The following is a 17,936-nucleotide window of genomic DNA, read 5'->3' as shown; positions in this document are numbered from 1 at the left end:
CAGCCCGGATCACCCCCGCCATCCCCACCCCGAAGATTCTTGGCATGGACACTTCCAGAAGTGCCCCGCTACCGGTACCACGGAGAAGACGTACTGACGAGTTGTCAGTCACCCTCCCCCACGAGGAGCCGCACCCATGAGACTGTCGCGCTTCGCCTCGCTGACCTCCGCGCTGCTACTGGCAGCCGGCGCCGCCCTGTTCGGCGCCGGATCGGCCGCCGCCGCACCCCAGGCGGACTTCGGCTACGTCGCCCTCGGCGACTCGTACTCCTCCGGCCTCGGCGCCGGGAACTACGACAGCGGCAGCGGGAACTGCAAACGCACCAGCCGCGCCTACCCCGCGCTCTGGGCCGCCGCGCACTCCCCGCAGACCTTCTCCTTCACCGCCTGCTCGGGCGCCCGTACGGGTGATGTGCTCGCCAACCAGATGGGACCGCTGAACAGCGGGACCGACCTGGTCAGCATCACCGTCGGCGGCAACGACGCCGGGTTCTCCGACGTCATGACCACCTGTGTGCTGCAGTCCGAGTCCTCCTGCGTCAGCCGCGTCAACCAGGCCAAGGCCTATGTGGACAACACCCTCCCGGGCCAGCTCAACCAGGTCTACAGCACCATCCGGAGCAAGTCCCCGTCCGCCCGGGTGGTCGTCATCGGCTACCCCCGGTTCTACAAGCTCAACGGCAGCTGTCTGGCCGGGCTCTCCGAGGGGGAGCGGGCCGCCATCAACGGCGCGGCCGACCATCTGAACGCCGCCCTCGCCAAGCGGGCCGCCGACCACGGCTTCGCCTACGCCTCGGTCACCGGCACCTTCACCGGACACGAGATCTGCTCCAGCAGCGCCTGGCTGCACAGCCTCAACTGGACCAACATCGGCGAGTCGTACCACCCGACCGCCGCCGGACAGTCCGGCGGCTACCTGCCCGCCTTCACCAATGCGGCCTGACCGAACGCGGCCTGACCGAGCACCGCCTGACCGAGCACCATCCGACTGAACACTATCCGCCCGAACCCCGCCTGGCCGGGCACCGCCCGACCGCCTCCGCGCGCCGCGTCCGGCCCGGGGGCGTCAGCCGGCCAGCAGCCAGACCAGTGTCACCAGCGCGGCCAGCAGCACCAGCACTCCGGCCAGCAGCACCAGGCCGGCCCGGCGCGGCGCCGACCCCCCGGTCGGCGCCGGAGCCGGTGCGTGACCGCCGCCGCCCGGCGCCGGATCCCCGCCCGCTCCCGGGCCGGGTCCGGCGTCCGGGCCCGACTCGGGACCGCCGGCGGCCCGTACGCTGCCGCCCGCGCCGATCACCCGCAGCATCCGTGCGGCCTCCGCCACCGGCAGCCGGGCCGCCGGATCACGGCGCAGCAGACCCTCCAGTACGGGGGCCAGATGGCCCGCGCCCCCCGGCGCGGGGATGCCGGGGGAGCCGTCCGACAGGGGCGGCGGGGCATGTCCCTCCACCGCGGTGTAGAGCAGGGCGCCCAGCGACCACAGGTCCGCCCCGGGATCCGACTGCCCCTCGGGCGCCGGGAACCGCGGCTCGGCACCGCCCGCACCCCGTTCGCCGCCCGCACCCCGTTCGCCGCCCGTGTCGCCCGCGCCGTTCGGCCCGGCCGTCAGGCCGAAGTCGGAGAGCATGATCCGGCCGTCGTTGGAGATCAGCACATTGCCCGGCTGCACGTCCCGGTGCGGCACCCCCGCCTCGTGCCCGGCGCGCAGCGCGGCCAGCAGTTGCTCCCCGAGGTGGGCCACCCGCTGCGGCGGCAGCGGTCCGTCCGCCGCCAGCACCTCGGCCAGGGACAGCCCGCGGATCAGCTCCATCACGATCCAGGGGCGGTCGTCCGCGCTGGCCACGTCGTGCACCCGGACCACCCCGCGGTGCGATATCCGGGCCGCGGCCCCCGCCTCCCGCTCGGCGCGCGCGTAGAGGTCGCGGGCCGCGGCCGGGGCCAGCCCGGGCGGGGCACAGACCTCCTTCACGGCGACCTCACGGCCCAGGACCTCGTCCCGGGCCCGCCAGACCACCCCGGCCCGGCCTTCGCCGAGCGGGTCCAGGAGCCGGTACCGTCCCGCGACGAGGCGTCCGCCGGCCGTCGCCCTGTCCACCCCGCTCATCCGGCCACCCCGCTCATCCGGGCTCCCGCTCATCCGGGCCCCCTCACCGCATCGGCAGACCACCGCAGTCGCCCGTAACGGGGCGATCACTCCACGTTATCCGAGTTCGTGCGATGTGGCGCCGCCCGTGCGAAAACTCTCCAAAGCGGCCGGTTTGTGCGGAGAGTGACGGCCGACTCCGCTGAGTAACCGTCAACTCCCCGTGCGCACAGGGGTAATTCACACGACCGGGATACCCGACCACGACGCGGGGACGATAGGGTTACCCTGCCCGGGCCGGGTGCCCTCGTACGGGTGGGGAGAGACATGGAACAGATAGCAATGCGGAGCAGGCCGCCACGCGTGCCTGCCATCACCTGCGGCAGTGGCGCGACCAGCAAGCGCCTCGACCGTCACCTTTCCGTGCTGGGCGGCCCCGCCGTCCCGCCGGGTGACGCGGCGGAGGCGACCCTGCTGATGCGCGAGCTCACCTCGCGCGACCACACGCACCGCCAGCGGAGCCGGAGCGCGCGCGTCGCCCTCTTCGCCCCGCTGCGCCGGCTGCGGCGCACGCTCTTCGGCAGCCGCCGGTCGTAACCCACCGTTCCCGGACACCGTCCCGGAACCCCGTCCCCGACACGCCCCGTCCCGGCCTCAGGCGATCACACCGTCCCGGCGCAGCGCCGTGACCTGCGCGTCCGTCATCCCCAGGGCGCGCAGCACGGCGTCGGTGTGTTCGCCGAGCGCCGGCACCGCGCCCATCCGCGGTGCCGCGCCACCCGGCAGGACGATCGGCGGCAGCAGGGCCCGCAGCGGCCCGGCCGGGGAGTCCACCTCCCGCCAGCGGTCCCGGGCCGCCAGCTGCGGGTGCGCGGCCAGCTCGGCCACCGAGTTCAGCCGGGCGCAGGCGATCCCGGCCGCCTCCAGCCGCCCGACGGCCTCCGCCGTGCCGAGACCGGCCAGCGCCCCGGCCACCACCGCGTCGGTCTTCTCCCGGCGCGCGGTCCGCGCCGCATTGGTCGCGTACTCCGGATCGTCCGCCAACTCCGGCCGCTCCAGAACCTGTTCCGCGAGCCGTCGCCACTCCCGGTCGTTCTGCACGGACAGCAGCACCTGACCGCCGTCCGCCGTCGGATAGGCGTCGTACGGCACGATCACCGCGTGCGCCAGACCGGTCCGCGGCGGCTGCTGCCCGCCGTGCATGGTGTGGTGCAGCGGATGCCCCATCCACTCGGCGAGCGAGTCCAGCATGGACACCTCCACCGGTCCGCCGCGGCCGGTCACCCCGCGCCGCAGCAGCGCCGCCAGCACGCCCGAGAAGGCGTACATCGCGGCGGCGATATCGGCGGCCGGGACACCGGACTTGACGGATCGTCCGGGGGTCCCGGTCACCGACACGAGTCCCGCCTCGCACTGCACCAGCATGTCGTAGGCCCGCTTGTGCGCGTACGGGCCCTCCGGGCCGTACCCGGAGACGTCCACCGCGACCAGCCGCCCGTACCGGGCGCACAGCGTCGCCGCGTCCAGGCCCAGCCGGGCCGCCGCACCCTGCGCCAGGTTCTGCACGAACACGTCCGCCCCGGCGATCAGCCGCTCCAGCGCCTCCCGGCCGCGCGGCTCCTTCAGATCCAGCGCCACCGACTCCTTGCCCCGGTTGGCCCAGACGAAATGCGAGGCCAGACCCTGTGCGGCGGTGTCGTAGTGGCGGGCGAAATCCCCGCCGTCGGGCCGCTCCACCTTGATCACCCGGGCGCCCAGGTCGGCGAGCTGCCGAGTGGCGAAGGGGGCCGACACGGCCTGTTCGACGGCGACGACGGTGATCCCGGCCAGCGGGAGCGGTTCGGTGTCCATCCCCCGTGCCTACCTCCTCGCACCCCCTCCTGTCACGGGCCGGGGCACCCCGGCCCGGCAGGATCCGGCAGGATCCGGCAAGATCCGAAAGAGACGGTCTAGAGCAGGGCGAACTGGCCGCCCGGCCCCTCCTCCTGGTGGTCCAGCACCGAGGCGGGCCGCCGGGACCGGGCCGGCGGCGGCAGCACCCCGGCCGCCCGCAGCTCCCCGGCCGGCAGCACCGGCCCGGCCCCGGCGGCGAACGCGGCCCGCTCCGGCGCCAGTTCGGCCAGCAGGGCGAGGGTGGTCAGCAGGGCCAGCAGCTCCGAGGTCCACTCCTGGGGCCACTGCGCCGGCCCCAGGGCCTCCAGACCGTCCGCCTCCCGGTAGGCGGTCCGGGCCGCGAACCAGCCCTCCAGCACCCGGGCCCCGCGCACCTCGTACTCCCAGGCCCCGGCCGGCACCGGCGCGATCTGCCCGCTCCCCAGGCACAGGGTCTCGCTCTCCGGGTCGTACTCCGGGCCCGCCGGACGGGCCGGCAGCGCCGCCCGCACATACGGCCGGCGCCCGCCCGGCAGCCGCGGCGGCTCCCCGCCCCGTGCCCCGCGCAGCTGGACGGCCAGGATCCGGCGGCCCAGCTCCAGCCCGGCCCGCCAGCGCCCGGCTCCGGCCGGCAGCGGCACCTCGTACCCCCGGGGGCCCGGCCGCCCGGCCGCCAGGACCCAGCACAGCACGTCCTCCGGGCCGACCCCGGTCCCGTACCGCCCGCCCAGGAACTCCGTCAGACCCGGCGCCAGATTGGGCTCCGAGCCGCCCGGACGCCGGTGCAGCGGCCGCACCCGGCCCGGCAGCCGCCCGGCCGGCAGCTCCGCCGTGACCAGGTCCTCCAGCAGGAACAGCTGCCGGCCGCCCCGGACCCGCCACAGCTCGGGCCGGGCCGCGTCGATCAGCCGCTGGTCCGGCAGCAGCCACTCCTCGTGGAACGGCCCGGTCAGCACCCGCACCGGCTCCGGACACTCCCCGGGGTCCCGGGCGAACCGCCCCGTCCCGGCCCGCTGCCCGGGCAGCGCCGCCGCCCCCGCGTCGGGGGTACGGGCCCGGCTGGGCCGGAACAGCCGCTCCCGGTCGGCCCCCGCCGCCCCGGTCAGCGCCGCCCACCGGGCCCGCAGGGTGCCCGGATCCGGGGCGGCCGGCCAGCCCCGGCCCAGCCGCAGCGGGGGCACCGACCACGGCATCAGATCGTCCAGCAGAAGCGCGTCTTCGCTCACCCCGCAGATGGTAGGGCGAGCGGGGTCGGGTCAAAGGGTTACGCTCGGGTTACGCACCTTCCGTACGCACATGTCCCGGCCCGAGGAGGCGGCCATGAGCCAGTACGACGAATACTCGACCCCGTCCCAGGCGGAAGGCGAACGCCTGGACGAGGACATGGACGCGGCGCAGCAGAAGCAGCGCGCCCACCCGCAGACCACGCGCACCACCCCCTCCCAGGCGGAGGGCGAACGCGGCGCCGAGGACGACTAGGAACCGGCAGGAGGGGTGGCGGAGGCGTCCGGCGGCGGGCCCGCCACCGCCCTCGCCGCAGGCCGCGTGCCCGGTCACGCTCAGTGCGCGTCCACCGTCACCGTGAACGAGAACCGGTCGCCCCGGTAGCGGATCCGGGCCACGTCCACCACCCGGCCGTCCTCGTCGTAGGTGACGCCCGTGTAGTGCAGGATCGGGCTGAGCAGCGGCACCTCCAGCAGCTCGGCGGTGGCCGGATCGGCCAGCCGCGCCTCCACCGTGTCGGTGATCCGGCTGATCCGCACCCCCACCACGTCCCGCAGCACCTTGGTCATCGGCCAGCGCTCCAGGTCCGCCGCCTCCACCGAGGCCGCCAGCTCCGGCGGCAGCGCGTTCTCCGCCCAGTTGGTGGGCTCCCCGGTGGTCCCGTCGCGGCGCAGCCGCCGGTAGGTGACGAGCTCGGAGGCCCCCGGGAAGTACTCGGACAGCTCCCCGGGCACCGGCCCCCGCTCCTGCCCCAGCACGGTGGTCCGCTCACCCGACTGCTGGGCCACGATCGCGTCCACCGAGCCCAGCAGCCGCACCGGCGCCCCGCGCTGCGCCCCCGGCTCGATGAAGGTGCCGCGCCGCCGGTGCCGGCTGATCAGACCCTCCTGCTCCAGTTCCTTGAGGGCCTGCCGCATGGTGAGCACGCTCACCCCGTAGTGCTCGGCCAGCTGCTCCTCGGTGGGCAGGCGCAGCGAGGAGTCGGGGGTGCGGCCGAGTATCGACGCGCGCAGTGACTGCGACACCTGGTACCAGAGCGGAAGCTTCCGGTTCAGTACCAGCGAGTCGGGGGCGAAGGCGGTCACGCGGGTCTCCGTACGGGGTGGGGCGGCCTGCTGGGCATCCTAGGCCGGGAAGTGGCGTTCCAGACCCTGCCAGACGGTGTCGTATGCGCGCTGGAGGTGGTCGGCGCCGGCCGCCTGGGCGGTCGCGGTGATCGGCCAGCGGGTCTCGAACATGAAGGCCAGGCCGTCGTCGATCTTCTGCGGCTTGAGCTCGGCCGCGCTGGCCCGGTCGAAGGTCTCCCGGTCCGGTCCGTGCGCGGACATCATGTTGTGCAGCGAGCCGCCGCCGGGCACGAACCCCTCGGCCTTGGCGTCGTACGCCCCCTCGATCAGGCCCATGTACTCGCTCATCACGTTCCGGTGGAAGTACGGCGGGCGGAAGGTGTCCTCGCCGACCAGCCAGCGCGGGGCGAAGACCACGAAGTCCACGCCCGCCAGGCCCGGGGTGTCGGAGGGGGAGGTCAGCACCGTGAAGATCGACGGGTCCGGGTGGTCGTAGCTGATGGTGCCGATGACGTTGAAGCGGTGCAGGTCGTAGACGTACGGGGTGTGGTTGCCGTGCCAGGCCACCACGTCCAGCGGGGAGTGGTCGTAGGTCGCGGACCAGAGGTTGCCGCAGAACTTGTTGACCACCTCTGTGGGCCGCTCCACGTCCTCGTACGCGGCCACCGGCGCCCGGAAGTCACGGGCCGCCGCGAGGCCGTTGGCGCCGATCGGCCCGAGGTCGGGCAGCTGGAAGGGCTGGCCGTAGTTCTCGCAGACGTAACCGCGGGCCGGGGCGTCCGCCCCGGTGTCGAGGAGCTCGACGCGGAAGCGGACGCCGCGCGGGATGAGGGCGATCTCGCCCGGCCCGGCGGACAGCAGCCCGAACTCGGTGTGCAGCAGCAGCCCGCCCCGCTCGGGGACGATCAGCAGCTCGCCGTCGGAGCTGCTGAACACCCGGTCGGTCATGGGGGAGTCGGCGGCGTAGAGGTGGATGGCCATACCGGTGCGCTGGGCGGCGTCGCCGTTCCCGCCGAGGGTCCACAGGCCGTCGAGGAAGTCGGTGCCGGGCGCGGGGTCGGGCAGCGGGTTCCAGCGGAGCCGGTTGGGGTCCGGGACGGTCTCGGTGAAGGGCGCGGTGCGCAGCCCGCCGTTGTCGACACGGGTGAACGGCGGATGGGCGGCCGAGGGGCGGATCCGGTAGAGCCAGGACCGGCGGTTGTGCGCGCGCGGCTCGGTGAAGGCGCTGCCGCTGAGCTGCTCGGCGTAGAGGCCGAGCGGGGACCGCTGGGGTGAGTTCCGGCCGACGGGCAGGGCCCCGGGGACGGCCTCCGAGCTGTGTTCGTTGCCGAAACCGGTGAGGTAGCCGAGCCCCGCCGCCGTCTTCCCGGCCTGTTCGCCGCCGCTGCCGCTGCCGCTGCTTCCGCCAGTGCCCACCATGCGCCCGCTCCCGCTCCGTCGAAGGAATCCTATGGTCGACAGTAGGATTCCTGCCCCGCCCGAGTCAACGGTGAAATCCCACCGATGCCGATCGCGCCACGGCCCCGCCCGGCCGGGCCGCGGAATCCCCGGCCCGCACGGGGCTCCCGGCCCGGCGCCCCGCCCTGTTGGAACTCCCGGTGCGGGAGGGGATCCCAAAAGCTGAACATTGCTCTACTCTCTCGCGCATGTCGTGGTCCCGCAGGTTCCCTGCCGTGCCGGCGGCGCTCCTCGCCGCCCTCCTCGCCTTCCTGGCCCTGCTCGCCGCCGCCCCGGCGGCCCGGGCACACGAAGAGCGCCCCGTCACCTTCCCCGACGGCTCCGGATCCGTACCGGAGTACCGCGCGGCCGAGCCCGACCTGATCGTCTGCAAGACCGACCGGCCCGCGTTCGAGAAGCGGATCGCCGCCTTCCCGCCGGAGCTGCGGCAGCGCAACCTCGACCTCTTCGCCCGCTGCGAGCGGAACGGCTACCGCCACCTCCAGCAGGCCGTGGACCAGGTCGACCGGCCCGGCATGAACATCGCGATCCTGCCCGGCCTCTACGAGGAGGAGCCCTCACTGCCCCAACCGGCGGGGGAGTGCGCCCGGCTGAAGGCCCCCGACTCCTCCCTGGGCTACCAGATCCTCAGCTACGAGCAGCAGGTGCGGTGCCGGCACAACCAGAACCTCGTCGCCATCCTCGGCAAGACGAACCTCCAGATCGAGGGCACCGGAGCCTCCCGGCTGGACGTGATCATCGACGCGAAGTACCAGAAGCTGAACGGCATCCGCGCCGACAAGTCCAACGGCATCTACTTCCGCAACTTCACCGCCCAGCGCACCACCTTCAACTCCCTCTACGTACTGGCCGGCGACGGCTTCGTCATCGACGACGTGCTCACCCGCTGGAACGACGAGTACGGCTTCCTCACCTTCGCCAGCGACCACGGCCTCTACAAGAACTGCGAGTCCTACGGCAACGGGGACTCCGGCATCTACCCCGGCAGCGCCTCGAACATCAACGAGGGCCGCGGCTACGAGGTGCCCCGCTACTCCATCGAGATCACCGGCTGCCGCAGCCACCACAACATGGTCGGCTACTCGGGCACCGCCGGGGACTCCGTCTGGGTCCACGACAACGAGTTCGACCACAACATGGGCGGCGCCTCCATGGACAGCGCCTTCCCCGGCCACCCCGGACTCCCGCAGAACCACGCCAAGTTCGAACGGAACCTGATCCACGACAACAACCAGGACTACTACCGCCACGTGGCCGACGGCACCTGCGCCAAGCCCCCCATCGACCGGGGCTACGAGCAGGGCGTCGTCTGCCCGCAGATCTCCATGCCCCCCGGCACCGGCATCATCACCGCGGGCGGCAACTGGAACATCTACGAACAGAACTGGGTGTACGGACACCGGCGCGCCGGGTTCTTCCTCAGCGCCGTACCCGCCTTCATCCGGGGCGAGTCCGCCTGGTCCAAGCAGGCCGACACCTCGCACCACAACCGGTACGCCGACAACGTGCTCGGCAAGGACAAGGCCGGCAACTCCCGCCCGAACGGCATGGACGTATGGTGGGACGGCCAGGGCAAGGGCAACTGCTGGCAGGACGGCCCGGACGGCTCCACCCCCGGAACCCTGCCGGAGTGCGGGACGGACCGCGGCGACCTGTCGGGAGGGTCGGCCCGACTGGTCGGCGAACCGGTGAAGCTCGTCCAACTGCTGGTCTGCGCCGACTACAACGTCCAGGCCCGGCGGCTGCCGGCCGGCTGCGACTGGTACGGCGCCCGCGGCCTGGAACGGGTCGAGACCCAGCTGGCCGCGGCGGTGGCCGCGGTCCTGCTGCTGGTCGGCGGCACCCTGTGGTGGCGCCGCCTCCGCGGCACCCCCCTCGGCACGGCCGCCGCCCTGCTCGGCCTGGCCGGGCTGGTCCTGGACGTGGCGGGCTCCACCATGCCCCTCACCGGCACCTCCGTCCCGGCCCTCGCCCTGCTGCTGCTCGGCCTGGCATGGACCGCCGCCGGCCTGGTCCTGCGCCCCGACCGCCCCTGGCTCGCCCGCCTCACCCTCCTCCTGGGCGCCCTGACCCTCCTCGACGCCTTCGACAAGGCCGTGATGATGATCCCCTGGACCCCCCTGGGCCCAGCCTGGCTCCGCGGCCTGGCCGCCCTGATCTGGATCCTCTGGTCAGTCATAGCCGCCGCCCGCCCCACCCCACCCCCCGCCCCCCTCACCGTCCCCACCCAACCCCAGTCCCCCGAAACCACCCCGACCCCCCGCCAACCCCACCCCCACCCCCAATCCCAAACCCGAACCCTCACGGCAACCAAGCCCACCGTGCACCCCGAGGCGACCACCTCCGACCCAGCCGGGCCGCAGGTCCCCGCGAGCGGGGCGGTCACGGACGGCCCAGGGCGCGCCCAAACCCAGCCCCCGGCTGCGCCGGCCCACCCGGCCGCCCCGAAGGCCGAGCCGGGCCCCGGCGATGCCCCGGGCCCCGCGATCGACGCGGCCACAGACGGCCCGGGGCGCACCGCAGCCCAGTCCCCGGCTACGCCGGAGGCCCACCAGGCCGCCCCGAAGGCCGACCCGGGCCCCTCCGGGCCGCAGGGCCCCGCAGGGGGTGCGGCGTGACAGGGCGAGGCAGTGGCGCGCCTCCCGGCGTGCCGACCCGTACGCAACTGGCCGCAGGCCCCGCGAGCCCGCCTCGCACCAGGCCCGCGAGCCCGCCCTGCACCGGACCCGCTGGCTCGCCCAGCGCCGGGCCGGCGGACCCGTCCTGCACCGGGTCTGGGGGCCTGCCCCGCACCGGACCCGCTGGCTCGCCCAGTGCCGGGCCGGCGGACCCGCCCCGCACCGGATCCGAGGGTTCGCCCCCCAAGGGCCACGCGGGACGGCACGGAGCAGGGCCCGCCGCCCCGCCCAGCCCGGCGGCCGAGCCCCGGCCCCGCACCGAGCTCAGGCCCCGCACCGGGCCCGGGCTGAGGCGCCGGGCCGGGGTGCTGCTCGCCGTCGGCCTGCTGCTCGCCGGCGGAGCCATGGCTGGCTGCGGGGGACGGCCCACCACCCACCACAAGCCCGGCACCACCCATGAGCAGGCCTCCGGCGGCACCGGCACCCTGCTGGACGCCAAGGACGCCGCCGGCCACCGCTTCCGGCAGGTCCCGGCCACCGGAGCCCCCTCGGTCGGCCTCGCCGTCCGCCCCGACACCGAGGACGGCTGGAACCTCCAACTCGCTGTGCGGAACTTCCGGTTCACCCCGGACAGCACCGGCGGCGCGGCCCTCCCGGGCGCGGGCCACGCCCACCTGGAGGTGGACGGCCGCAAGGTGGCGCGGCTGTACGGGCCCTGGTTCCACCTGCCGGCCTCGCAGGTGCCACCGGGCACGCACACCCTCACCGTCCGCCTCTACGCGGACGACCACACGGCCTGGGCCGTCGCCGGGAAACCCGTCGAGGCCACGGCGAAGGTCGACGCGACCACCGGCACCCCCACCGGCGGCCACACCCACGACAGCCCGAGCGCCCCAAGCACCCAGGCCACCCCGGGCACGCCAGGCACCCCGGGCGCCGCGCCCCGGCCCACGGCATCCCCGCAGACGCCACAGGCTCCGCCCGCGCCATCGGCGCCGGAGGCCGACCGGACCGTCACCGTCTCCGTCCACGACGGCAAGGTCAGCCCGGCCCCCGGCCGCACCGCGCTCAAGCGCGGCCAGCGGGTGGCCCTGCGCGTCACCAGCGACCGCGCCGACACCCTGCACGTCCACGGCTACGACGAGGAACTGCCCCTGCCGCCCGGCCGTGAGGCCGTCCTCGTCCTGACCGTCGACCGCACCGGCCTCTTCGAGGTCGAAACCCACGAGTCGGGTCTGGTCCTCACCCAACTCCTGGTCCGATGACCCGGGACCGCATCCCGGCCGTGCTGGCCCATGGCGTGGGCTCCACCCACGACCTGCCCATCTCTCCCTACTACGCGTTCGCCGGAGCCTTCACCGCGCTCTTCGTCTCCTTCCTCGCCCTGGGCCTGCTCTGGTCCACCTCCCGTTTCCGCGGCGACCTTTCGGGCCGTCCGCTGCCCGCTTCCCTGCAGGCGTTCGCCGACGCCCCCGCCACCCGGACCGCATTCCGGGCGCTGGGGCTGGCCGCCGCACTCTTCGTCCTGCTGCACCTCCTTCTCGGTCCGAACGACCCGGAGCGGAACCCGGCGCCCGGTGCCGTCTACGTCCTCCTCTGGGTCGGGCTGGTCCCCGCCTCCCTCCTCCTGGGCCCCGTCTGGCGCCTCCTGAACCCGTTGCGCGCCCTCCACAGGCTGATCACCCACCTCCATCGAGCCCTCCGCCAAGGGCGCCACCACCAATCCGCCACCAACGCCGACCCGGCCCTGGACCCCGCCACCCCAGGCCCGGCCCAGGTCGCCGCCCCGGCCCGACCAGCGGGCCCCGAGCGCCCCGTCCCGAACCCCGAGTGCCGCGCCCCAGGCGCCGCCGCCCGCCCGCTGCCCGCCGCCCTCGGCATCCGCCCCGCCGCGCTCGCACTCTTCGGCTTCACCTGGCTCGAACTCGTCTCGCCGGACCCCGCATCGACCACCACCCTCCTCATCGCCCTGCTCTGTTACGCCACCGTCCAGCTGCTGCTCGCCGCCCGCTACGGCGAGCGCTGGTTCGCCCACGCGGACGCCTTCGAGGTGTACTCCACGCTCCTTTCCCGGCTCTCCCCCCTCGGCCGCCGCAACGACGGCCGTCTCGTCCTCCGCAACCCCTTCAACGGACTCGACGCGACGCCCGAGCAGCCCGGACTCGTCGCCACCGTCTGTGTCCTGCTCGGCTCCACCGCCTATGACGGCTTCTCCGACAGCCCCGCCTGGATCGATACCGTCCAGACCTCCCCCCTCGGCCGCACCCCCACGGCCACGCTCGGACTCCTCGGCGCCATCGCCCTCGTCGGCGCCCTCTACTGCCTCTGCGCGGCGGCCACCCGCCTGGTCTCCGGCCCGCTCCCGGGACCGCTGACCGCCTTCGCGCACTCACTGCTGCCGATCGCCCTCGGCTATCTCGTCGCCCATTACTTCTCCCTCCTGGTGACCGAAGGGTCACGCACAGTGAGCATCGCACTCGGCACTGACAACGCCCCCGAACCCGCTCCACCACTGGGCCCCGGGGCTCTGGCGGCCCTCCAGGTCACCGCCGTGGTCACCGGCCACGTCCTCGGTGTCATCGCCGCCCACGACCGCTCGGTGCGGCTCTTCCCGCCGGCCCGGGCCGTGGCCGGACAACTTCCCCTGCTCGGGCTGATGATCGTCTACACCGTCGGTGGAATAGGTCTCCTGCTGAACTGATCGAACCGGAGGGGCGGCATGATGGATCCCGTGCCCTCAGCCCACCCCGCCCCAGCCCCCTCTCCCACCTCCACCCCCGATCCCACCCCCGCCGCCGATCCCACCCCGGGTCCCGCGCCGGCTCCCCACCCCGCGCCCGCCCTCCGCCGTGCCCCGATCCAGCAGCGCAGCGCCGACCGGCTCGCCCGGATCCTCGACGCCTGCGCCGAAATGCTCGACGAGACGGGCTACGAGAACCTCAGCACCCGTGCCGTGGCCGTACGCGCCGGTGTCCCGATCGGCTCGGTGTACCGGTTCTTCGGCAACAAGCGGGCCATGGCCGACGCGCTCGCGCACCGCAATCTCGACCGCTACGCCCAGGGCATCGCCGACCGGCTCGCCGATCTCCCGGCCACCCACTGGCGGCCCGTGGTGGACGCGGTGCTCGACGAGTACCTGGCGATGAAGCGGAGCGTCCCCGGTTTCGTCCTGGTCGACTTCGGGGTGCCCGCGCCGCCGACCGGGGATTCGGCCGGCGATCCCAACCACCTGGTGGCGGCACGGCTCACCGAACTCCTCTGCGGGCACCTCGGCCGCACCCCGGACGTGCCCCTGCGGCGTGCCGTACTGATCGCCGTCGAGGCCACCGACGCGTTGATCCGGCTCGCCTTCCGGTCCGACCCGGCCGGTGACGCGGACATCATCGACGAGACCCGCGCGATGATGCACGCCTATCTCGCCCGCGTCCTGGACTGACGGCCCCCGCCCTCACCACCTTCGGGCGTGCCCCGGTCGGACGGGCTCGGGCGTGCCCCGGACGGGATCGCCCGCGTCCCGGACGCATCCCGGCCACGCCTCGGACCTGCCGCGAACCCCGTGCCCGCACACCCCTCCCCGCCGTGCCTACCGGTCGGTATGCTCGGCGCGTCCGTGCCGTGTGCCGCCGCCTGCCGTCCAGGAGGGCCCGCCCATGCCCAGCACCTCCCGCACCGCCCTCCGCGTATGCCCGTTCTGCGAGGCCACCTGCGGACTCACCCTCACCATCGAGGGCGCCAGGGTCACCGGTGCCCGTGGCGACCGCGAAGACGTGTTCAGCCGAGGTTTCATCTGCCCCAAGGGCGCGGCCTTCGGCGCGCTCGACCAGGACCCCGACCGGCTGCGGACCCCCCTGGTACGGCGTGACGGACGGCTGCGCGCGGCCTCCTGGGAAGAGGCGTACGAGGCCATCGCCGCGGCCGTACCCGCCCTGATCGCCGAACACGGCGCCGGGTCCGTCGGCCTGGTCCTCGGCAACCCCAACGTCCACACCGTCGCCGGCGCCCTCTATCCGCCCCTGCTGCTCAAGGCCCTGGGCACGCGAAACCTGTTCACCGCCAGCACCCTCGACCAGATGCCCAAGCACGTCTCCAGCGGACTCCTCTTCGGCGACCCCCTGGCCATCCCGGTGCCGGACCTCGACCGCACCGAGTTCCTGCTGCTGCTCGGCGCCAACCCGGTGGAGTCCAACGGCAGCCTGTGCACCGCCCCCGACTTCCCGGGCCGCCTCAAGGCGCTACGGGCCCGGGGCGGCACCCTGGTGGTCGTCGACCCGAGGCGCACCCGCACCGCCCGGCTGGCCGACCGCCACCTCGCGCCGCGGCCCGGCAGCGACGCCCTGCTGCTGGCCGCGCTCGCGCACACCCTGTTGGAGGAGAAGCTCGCCGACCCCGGCCCGGCGGCCGATCACATCGAGGGGAACCTCGGGGAACTCGCCGACGCCCTGGCCCGTTTCACCCCCGAGGAGGTCGCACCCGCCTGCGATCTGCCCGCCCCGGAGATCCGCCGGCTGGCCCGCGACCTGGCCGCCGCCCGCTCGGCCGCCGTCTACGGCCGGATCGGCAGCTGCACGGTCGAGCACGGCACCCTCGCCAGCTGGCTGGTCGACGTGCTCAACATCCTCACCGGCAACCTCGACCGGCCCGGCGGAGCCCTGTTCCCGCTCTCCGCCACCGCCGTGCCCCGGGCGGCCGGGCCGGGGAAGGGGTTCACGCTCGGCCGCTGGTCCAGCCGGGTGTCCGGTCACCCCGAGGCCAAGGGCGAGCTCCCCACCGCCGCGCTCGCCGAGGAGATCGAGACCCCGGGGCCCGGCCGCATCCGGGCGCTCATCGCGATCGCCGCCAACCCGGTCCTGTCCGCACCCGACGGCCGGCGCCTCGACGCGGCGCTGGCCGGGCTGGAGTTCATGGTCTCGGTGGACCCGTATCTCAACGAGACCTCCCGGCACGCCCATGTGGTGCTGCCGCCGCCCCCGCCCGCCCAGAGCCCGCACTTCGACTTCGCCTTCAACGCGCTCGCCGTACGCAACCAGGCGCGGTACAGCCCGGCCGCCGTGCCCCTGGAAGCCGGACTGATGGACGAGTGCGAGATCCAGGCGCGCCTGATCCTCGCCGTCTCCGGCCTGCACGGCACCGCCGGCCCGGAGGCCGTCGACGAGGCGGTGATCGGCGACGGCCTGGCCCGGGCCGTGGCGGACCCGGGCTCCCCGCTGCACGGGGCCGACCCGGCCCGGCTCGCCGCCCGCCTCACGGGCGACACTGGACCGGAGCGCCGACTGGACCTGATGCTCCGACTCGGCCCCTACGGAGACAGGTTCGGCACCGCCCCGACCCAACCGGGGGACAGCGCCGGTACGGCCCCGAGCCCGCCCGGGGACGGCGCGGCGTCGAGTGCCGCCGCAGGGGGCGGGCTCTCCCTGCGGCGGCTGCTCGACCGGCCGCACGGCGTCGATCTGGGGCCGCTGCAGCCGCGGCTCCCGGGCGTGCTCCGGACCCGCAGCGGCCGGGTCGAGCTGCTGCCGGAGCCGATCGCGGCCGAACTCCCCAGGCTGCACGAGGCGCTGACGGTACGCCCCGAGTCCCTGGTGCTGGTCGGCCGCCGGCACCTGCGGTCGAACAACAGCTGGATGCACAACGTCCCGGCCCTCACCGGAGGTTCCAACCGCTGCACCCTCCAGGTGCATCCGCAGGACGCCGCCCGGCTGGGCCTGACCGACGGGAAGCCGGCCAGGATCACCGCCGAGGGCGGCTCGCTCGACGTCCCGGTGGAGGTCACCGACAGCGTGCGCACCGGCGTGGTCAGCCTTCCGCACGGCTGGGGCCACGACCGGCCCGGCACCCGCATGTCCGCGGCGTCCACCGACCCGGGGGTGAACGTGAACCAGCTGCTCGACGGCAGCCGACTGGATCCGCTGTCCGGGACCGCCGTGCTCAACGGCTTCCCCGTGCAGCTGACGCCCCTGCCCTGACCTGGGGTTTTGCTCGTATTGCTCACGGTCGCACCCCTTGTTGGCGGCTGCGCGGGACACCTACGTTCCCTCCATGCTGACCATCCTCGGATTCGCGATGATCGCGACGTTCCTCGTCCTGATCATGATGAAAAAACTGTCGCCCATCGCGGCACTCGTCATCGTGCCGGCTCTGTTCTGCGTCTTCGCCGGGCAGGGCGCGCAGCTCGGTGACTACGTCATCGAGGGGGTCGGCAAACTCGCGCCGACCGCCGCCATGCTGATGTTCGCCATCGTCTACTTCGGCGTCATGATCGACGTCGGGCTGTTCGATCCGATCGTCCGGGGCATCCTCCGGTTCTGCAAGGCGGACCCGATGCGGGTCGTGGTGGGCACCGCCGTGCTGGCCGCGATCGTCTCGCTCGACGGCGACGGCTCCACCACCTTCATGATCACCGTCTCGGCGATGTACCCGCTGTACAAGCGGCTCGGGCTGAGCCTGGTGGTGATGACCGGTGTGGCGGCCACCGCCAACGGCGTGATGAACACCCTGCCCTGGGGCGGGCCCACGGCCCGCGCCGCCACCGCGCTCAAACTGGACGCCGCCGACATCTTCGTCCCGATGATCCCGGCCCTGGCCGCCGGTCTGCTCTTCGTCTTCCTCCTCGCCTACGTACTGGGCGTGCGCGAACGCCGCCGGGTCGGGCTGCTGGCGCTGCCCGTGGAGGAGCGGGTCCGGCAGGAGGCGGAGTCGATGGCCGCCGTCGGCGGCCCCGCCGAGCCCGGTACCACCACCGCCACTCGCCCCACCACCCCCGCCGGCCGCCCGGGCACCGCGCCCACCGGGGGCGGCACGGACGGCGGAGCCGAGGAGGACAAGGCCGCAGCGGACGGCGCCGCGGACGACGGGACCGCGGACGACGGGACCGCGGACGACGGGACCGCGGACGACGGGACCGCGGACGACGGGTTCCAGGGCCTGGACCCGCACCGGGCGACCCTGCGCCCCCGGCTGTACTGGTTCAACGCCGGCCTCACCATCGCCCTGCTCACCGCCATGATCATGGAGCTGCTGCCGATCCCGGTGCTGTTCCTGCTCGGCGCCGCCCTGGCCCTCACCGTCAACTTCCCCGACATGGCCGACCAGAAGGCCCGGATCGCGGCCCACGCCGAGAACGTCCTCAACGTGGCCGGGATGGTCTTCGCGGCCGCCGTCTTCACCGGGGTCCTCACCGGCACCGGCATGGTCAAGGACATGGCCGACTGGCTGGTCGGCGCCGTCCCGGAGGGCATGGGCCCGCACATGGCCCTGGTCACCGGTCTGCTCAGCCTGCCGCTCACCTACTTCATGTCCAACGACGGCTTCTACTTCGGTGTCCTCCCCGTCCTGGCCGAGGCCGGAGCCGCGCACGGGGTCTCCCCGCTGGAGATCGCCCGGGCCTCCCTGGTCGGCCAGGCCCTGCACATGTCCAGCCCGCTGGTGCCCGCCGTGTACGTGCTCGTCGGCATGGCCAAGGTGGAGTTCGGCGACCACACCCGCTTCACCGTCAAGTGGGCGGCCCTCACCTCCCTCGTGGTCCTGGCGGCAGGGATGCTTTTCGGCATCATCTGACCCTGGCGGACCGAAAACTACCGGCGCTAGTTTGTAGGGTGTCAGGAGGTTCACGGCGCT

14 protein-coding genes are annotated in these 17,936 nt (G+C 74.1%); 9 read left to right on the top strand and 5 right to left on the bottom strand.

All coding sequences use genetic code 11. The annotated features are described in order from the left end of the window. Positions 1-136 precede the first annotated feature (136 nt). A complete protein-coding gene (locus ACZ50K_RS22740; protein WP_468905860.1) occupies positions 137-943 on the top strand; it encodes an SGNH/GDSL hydrolase family protein in 807 nt (268 codons plus the stop codon). Positions 944-1,066: 123 nt separating this feature from the next. Here ACZ50K_RS22740 and ACZ50K_RS22735 read toward each other — a convergent pair whose 3' ends face one another. Beyond that, positions 1,067-2,104: a serine/threonine-protein kinase gene (locus tag ACZ50K_RS22735; protein WP_468905857.1), complete on the bottom strand. Its 1,038-nt coding sequence runs from the start codon at positions 2,102-2,104 to the stop codon at positions 1,067-1,069. 306 nt (positions 2,105-2,410) lie between these two features. Here ACZ50K_RS22735 and ACZ50K_RS22730 point away from each other — a divergent pair, with 306 nt between their 5' ends. After that, positions 2,411-2,680: a hypothetical protein gene (locus tag ACZ50K_RS22730; RefSeq protein ID WP_468905855.1), complete on the top strand. Its 270-nt coding sequence runs from the start codon at positions 2,411-2,413 to the stop codon at positions 2,678-2,680. A 57-nt stretch (positions 2,681-2,737) separates the two neighbouring features. Here the strand turns inward: ACZ50K_RS22730 and ACZ50K_RS22725 are convergent, their stop codons facing one another. Beyond that, positions 2,738-3,934, bottom strand: coding sequence for a CaiB/BaiF CoA transferase family protein (locus ACZ50K_RS22725; RefSeq protein WP_468905852.1), 1,197 nt, complete (start codon positions 3,932-3,934; stop codon positions 2,738-2,740). 98 nt (positions 3,935-4,032) lie between these two features. Further along, positions 4,033-5,148 (bottom strand): type ISP restriction/modification enzyme, encoded by a 1,116-nt coding sequence (locus tag ACZ50K_RS22720; protein WP_468906029.1) that lies wholly within the window; start codon positions 5,146-5,148, stop codon positions 4,033-4,035. A gap of 127 nt (positions 5,149-5,275) precedes the next feature. Between ACZ50K_RS22720 and ACZ50K_RS22715 the strand changes: the two genes are divergently transcribed. Beyond that, on the top strand, positions 5,276-5,434 hold the full coding sequence (locus ACZ50K_RS22715; RefSeq protein WP_468905851.1) for a hypothetical protein: 159 nt from the start codon (positions 5,276-5,278) through the stop codon (positions 5,432-5,434). 80 nt (positions 5,435-5,514) lie between these two features. On the opposite strand, the gene ACZ50K_RS22710 is transcribed toward ACZ50K_RS22715, so the two are convergent. After that, positions 5,515-6,264: a GntR family transcriptional regulator gene (locus tag ACZ50K_RS22710; RefSeq protein ID WP_468905849.1), complete on the bottom strand. Its 750-nt coding sequence runs from the start codon at positions 6,262-6,264 to the stop codon at positions 5,515-5,517. A gap of 39 nt (positions 6,265-6,303) precedes the next feature. Beyond that, positions 6,304-7,665, bottom strand: a complete 1,362-nt coding sequence (gene hmgA / locus ACZ50K_RS22705; RefSeq protein ID WP_468905846.1) for a homogentisate 1,2-dioxygenase — start codon at positions 7,663-7,665, stop codon at positions 6,304-6,306. A gap of 227 nt (positions 7,666-7,892) precedes the next feature. Here hmgA and ACZ50K_RS22700 point away from each other — a divergent pair, with 227 nt between their 5' ends. The 6 genes from ACZ50K_RS22700 (at position 7,893) to ACZ50K_RS22675 (ending at position 17,876) form a co-directional block, all read left to right on the top strand. Beyond that, positions 7,893-10,322, top strand: coding sequence for a right-handed parallel beta-helix repeat-containing protein (locus tag ACZ50K_RS22700; RefSeq protein WP_468905844.1), 2,430 nt, complete (start codon positions 7,893-7,895; stop codon positions 10,320-10,322). A gap of 404 nt (positions 10,323-10,726) precedes the next feature. Then, the gene (locus tag ACZ50K_RS22695) at positions 10,727-11,587 is read left to right on the top strand and encodes a cupredoxin domain-containing protein (RefSeq protein WP_468906027.1); all 861 of its coding nucleotides are present in this window, start codon (positions 10,727-10,729) and stop codon (positions 11,585-11,587) included. After that, positions 11,584-13,023, top strand: coding sequence for a hypothetical protein (locus ACZ50K_RS22690; RefSeq protein WP_468905842.1), 1,440 nt, complete (start codon positions 11,584-11,586; stop codon positions 13,021-13,023). The genes ACZ50K_RS22695 and ACZ50K_RS22690 overlap by 4 nt, the downstream gene beginning before the upstream one ends. Positions 13,024-13,179: 156 nt before the next feature. Then, on the top strand, positions 13,180-13,758 hold the full coding sequence (locus ACZ50K_RS22685) for a TetR/AcrR family transcriptional regulator (protein WP_468906025.1): 579 nt from the start codon (positions 13,180-13,182) through the stop codon (positions 13,756-13,758). A 214-nt stretch (positions 13,759-13,972) separates the two neighbouring features. Further along, on the top strand, positions 13,973-16,285 hold the full coding sequence (locus ACZ50K_RS22680) for a molybdopterin oxidoreductase family protein (RefSeq protein ID WP_468905840.1): 2,313 nt from the start codon (positions 13,973-13,975) through the stop codon (positions 16,283-16,285). A gap of 73 nt (positions 16,286-16,358) precedes the next feature. Next, on the top strand, positions 16,359-17,876 hold the full coding sequence (locus tag ACZ50K_RS22675) for a CitMHS family transporter (RefSeq protein WP_468905838.1): 1,518 nt from the start codon (positions 16,359-16,361) through the stop codon (positions 17,874-17,876). Positions 17,877-17,936 lie beyond the last annotated feature (60 nt).

It is taken from the genome of Streptomyces sp. NPDC033845 (assembly GCF_055576225.1).
Note: the sequence above shows the minus strand (reverse complement) of the source record. Positions and strands in the feature narration are given on the sequence as shown.